This window comes from Streptomyces longispororuber (assembly GCF_014656095.1).
In the GTDB taxonomy this organism is placed as follows: domain Bacteria; phylum Actinomycetota; class Actinomycetes; order Streptomycetales; family Streptomycetaceae; genus Streptomyces; species Streptomyces longispororuber.
The window spans coordinates 1-4,035 of sequence record NZ_BNBT01000288.1; the positions used below are offsets into that span (position 1 = coordinate 1).

The window sequence follows — 4,035 nt, forward strand, 5'->3', positions numbered from 1 at the left end:
GGCGGCAACGGCGGCCCCTGGGGGGGCGGCGGACGCGGGGGCGGCGAGCAGGCCGCCGCCGCGGCCGACGGGGGCTGGCGGCTGTACGGCCAGGCCGACCAGGTCCTCGGCGGGCACAGCGCGGACCTGCTGCTCGTCGCCGCGCACACCGGCGGCTACGCCCGCCCCCGGACCCTGCTGTTCCTCGTACGGGGCGACGCCGCCGGCCTGACCCGCGTACGCGTGCCCACGCTGGACGAGACCCGCCCGCAGGCCCGCGTCGAACTGCGGGACGCAAGCGCCCAATTGCTCGGCGACGACGACGGCGGCGCCGTGCTCAAGGCTCTCGCGGAGGCGGGGCAGGTGGTGGCCGCCGTGCTGGCCGCCGAGGCCGTCGGCGCCGCCGACGAGGCGCTCGCCCGGACCGTCGGCCACGCCAAGGAGCGCGAGCAGTTCGGCCGCCCGATCGGTTCGTTCCAGGCGGTGAAGCACCGCCTGGCGGACGTCCACGCGGCCGTGCAGGCGGCGCGGTCGGCGGCGTACTACGCGGCGTGGGCGGCGGGGTCGGCACCGGAGGAGCGGGCGGGCGCACCGGCGCTCGCGCGGGCTCTGGAGGCACTGCGGCAGGCGGCGTCCGAGGCGGTGCACCTGCACGGCGGCACCGGCTTCACCTGGGAGCACGACGCCCACCTGTTCCTCAAGCGGGCCACGGGCGACGAGCTGCTGTTCGGCCCCGTACACCGGCTGCGCGCCCACGCGGCGGAGCGCGCGGGGCTGTTCGCGTACGGGTCCGGGGCCGACGGGAAGTGACGCAAAGGAAAGGCGCGGCGTGGGAAAAGGCGCGATACAGGGGAAAGACGCGACACGGGGAAAGCGCGACGCGAAGTGCGTACGTGACGCGAAGTGCGTGTGTGACGTGAAGTGCGTACGTGACGCGAAGAAAAGGTGAGTGGAAAAAGGAATGGTGCGCTACGAGGGAAAGGCGCGCCGCGAGGGAGCGGAGGCGGCCCGAGGGAACGCGGGCGACCCGAGGGAACGTGGGCGGCCTGGGAGAAGGGAGGAGACCCGGGGGAGTGGCGCGTACGGAGGAGAAGGCGCAGCCCTGTGAGGGAGCGGCCGGGAGCGGCCGCGCGGATGACAGGACGGTGAGGGGCTGCTGCCTCGCCGGGGCCCTACTTGGACGGCTTCTTGCCCGTGACGCCCAGGTGGACCAACGTGGCGAGGTTCGGCTTCAGTTCGGCCTGCTTGACGCCCCAGGACTGGAAGCCGCGCTGGTGCGAGGCGACCGCGGCGAGCATGGCCACCAGCGAACCGGCCAGCGCGGCGGGGCTCACGTCCTTGTCGACCTTGCCCTTGGCCTGGAGCTCCTTGACGGTGTCCGCAAGGGAGTTGTTGACCGAGTTCAGGATCTTCATGCGGATCTTGTAGAAGCGCTTGTCGCCCTCGGCGGCGCCGAGGTCGACGACGCGGAGGATGGCGTCGTTCTTCCGCCAGAAGTCCAGGAAGCCCTCGACGAGGTCCTGCGAGGTCTGCCACCCGGCCTTGCCGACCCAGGAGCGGCCCTCCAGCAGGGTGGTCAATTCGGCCCCTTCGGCGGCCATTTGTTCCGCGATCTCCAGGACCGCGCCCTCGACGTCGGGAAAGTACTGGTAGAACGTCGCCGGCGAAGTGCCCGCCTTCCGGGCGACGTCGATGACTTTCACATCGCGGTAGGGGGACGAGCTGAGCATCTCGCTCAGGCAGTCGAGCAGTTTCTGACGTGTCGCTTGACCACGCCGACCGGCCACTCGGCCGTCGACGGTTCGTACCTGTCCTGTCATGCCGTCAGCTTACCGAGGGGTGATCGGAGCGCGATTCGGCCGAGTGCAAATGGGGTTGAAGGGGTGGCACGGGGGCGCCGACGGATGTCCTCCGTGCGCCGGAGGGCGCCCGGGCGGTCCGGGGGGACGCCGTCCGAAAAGAATTGGCCAGGTGTTCGAATCCGTGGGCTGCGGAGCTCCGCGCGCGCGGTTAGCTTGGCTGTGACGGAGGACACGGGGCGGTCGTCCCGGTGGGCCGACGGCGCGTGCGGCGGGGCGGCTGAGAGGAAGCAGTTCGATGGAATTCGCGGAAGGCGTCCCCTGCTGGGTGGACGCGGCGCTGCCCGACGTCGAGGGCGGCAAGCGCTTCTACGGTGAGCTCTTCGGGTGGTCCTTCGACGACGCCGCGGGCGGCGAGTACGGGCACTACGTCCTGGCGAGCCTCGACGGACAGCCCGTCGCCGCCCTCGCCCCCAAGGCGGACGGCCGCCTGCCGACCGCCTGGACGGTGTACCTGGCGACGCCGGACGCCGCCACGACCGCGGCCCGCGTCGCCGTCGCGGGCGGCCAGGTGATCACCGAGCCGGTGCCGGTGGGGCCGTTCGGCACGACCGGCCTGGTGGCCGACCCCGAGGGCGCGGTCTTCGGGCTCTGGCAGGCGGGCTCCCACCGGGGCTTCGGCAGGCTGCGGGAGCCGGGCACGTACTGCTGGACGGAGGTGTACGCGCGCGACAAGAGCGTCGTCGACCCGTTCTACGAGTCCGTCTTCGAGTACGGGGTCTACGACGTCGAGGTCGGCGGCGAGGACTTCCGCACCTGGTCGCCGCGGGGCGCCGCCGCCGGGCCCGACACCGCGATCGGCGGCCGGGCCGTGCTGGCGGGCTCCTTCCCGGCCGAGATGCCCGCGCACTTCCTCAGCTACTTCTGCGTGGCCGACTGCGACGCGACGGCGGCCGCGGTGCGGCGGCTCGGCGGCCGGGTGCGGACGGAGCCGTTCGACATCCAGTACGGGCGCGTGGCCGTCCTGGCCGACAACCAGGGGGCGGCGTTCGGGGTGCTGCAGGACTGAGGGGCCGGGACCGCCACGGGAGCGGCCGGGGCGGGCCGGGGCGGGCCGGGGCCGGGGAGAGGCCCCCGCCGGTCCCGGTAGGCCGGTTTTGCCCGGAAACGGCCCGATGTCGCCCCGGGTTAGCGCCCGGCGCCCCGGCCAGGAAGAATCAGGGTGCGTGCCGCCCTAGCGGCTCGGTGGTGAGACGCTGCACGGGGCCGCTCGGGAACGGCGGCCGCGTACGGGGAGGTGGCAGGCAAGTGGTGGACCAACTGACGCAGCACGATCCGCGGCGGATCGGCCCGTTCGAGGTCCTGGGGCGGCTCGGGGCCGGCGGCATGGGGCTCGTCTATCTCGCGCGCTCCGCGTCGGGGCGGCGCGTGGCGATCAAGACGGTGCGGACCGAGCTCGCCGAGGACCAGCTCTTCCGCGTGCGCTTCACGCGCGAGGTGGAGGCCGCCCGCGCCGTGTCCGGCTTCTACACGGCCGCCGTGGTCGACGCCGACCCGCGCGCCGCCGTGCCCTGGCTCGCCACGGCGTACGTGCCCGCGCCCTCGCTCGAGGAGATAGTGAGCGAGCACGGGCCGCTGCCCACCCAGGCCGTGCGCTGGCTCGCCGCGGGCGTCGCCGAGGCCCTGGAGTCCATCCACGGCGCGGGCCTCGTCCACCGCGACCTGAAGCCGTCCAACGTCCTCGTCGTCGAGGACGGCCCCCGCGTGATCGACTTCGGCATCGCGTCCGGCGTCTCCAACACCCGCCTGACCATGACCAACGTCGCCGTCGGCACCCCGGCGTACATGTCACCCGAGCAGGCGAAGGACTCCCGCAGCGTCACCGGCGCCAGCGACGTCTTCTCGCTCGGCTCCACCCTCGTCTTCGCCGCCACCGGCCACGCCCCCTTCCACGGCGCCAACCCCGTCGAGACCGTCTTCATGCTGCTGCGCGAGGGGCCCGACCTGGAGGGGCTGCCCGACGAGCTGCGGCCGCTCATCGAGTCCTGCATGCAGATGGACGCCGCGCTGCGGCCCACGCCGGGCGACCTCCAGGCGCAGCTCGCCCCGCACCTGTTCGCCAACGAGGGCAACGGCGACGACAGCGGCACCGCCTCCGCGTGGCTGCCCGAGCGGGCCGTCGCGCTCATCGAGGCCCGGCGCGGCGGGCGGACGCCCGCGCGGGCCGCCGCGGCCACCACCGGGTCCGGCGGCCGGG

At 73.8% G+C, this 4,035-nt stretch carries 4 protein-coding genes; 3 read left to right on the plus strand and 1 reads right to left on the minus strand.

All coding sequences use genetic code 11. From position 1 onward, the window contains the following. A partial coding sequence (locus IE330_RS37995) for an acyl-CoA dehydrogenase family protein (protein ID WP_268257394.1) occupies window positions 1–789 on the plus strand: 789 nt, incomplete at its 5' end. A gap of 362 nt (window positions 790–1,151) precedes the next feature. Here IE330_RS37995 and IE330_RS38000 read toward each other — a convergent pair. Continuing rightward, on the minus strand, window positions 1,152–1,799 hold the full coding sequence (locus IE330_RS38000; protein ID WP_190140743.1) for a TetR family transcriptional regulator: 648 nt from the start codon (window positions 1,797–1,799) through the stop codon (window positions 1,152–1,154). A gap of 277 nt (window positions 1,800–2,076) precedes the next feature. On the opposite strand from IE330_RS38000, the gene kbpA reads away from it, so the two are divergent. Continuing rightward, the gene (gene kbpA / locus IE330_RS38005; protein WP_190140744.1) at window positions 2,077–2,847 is read left to right on the plus strand and encodes an AfsK-binding protein KbpA; all 771 of its coding nucleotides are present in this window, start codon (window positions 2,077–2,079) and stop codon (window positions 2,845–2,847) included. A gap of 239 nt (window positions 2,848–3,086) precedes the next feature. Further along, window positions 3,087–4,035 (plus strand): serine/threonine-protein kinase (locus IE330_RS38010; protein WP_190140745.1); only part of this gene is annotated, 949 nt, incomplete at its 3' end.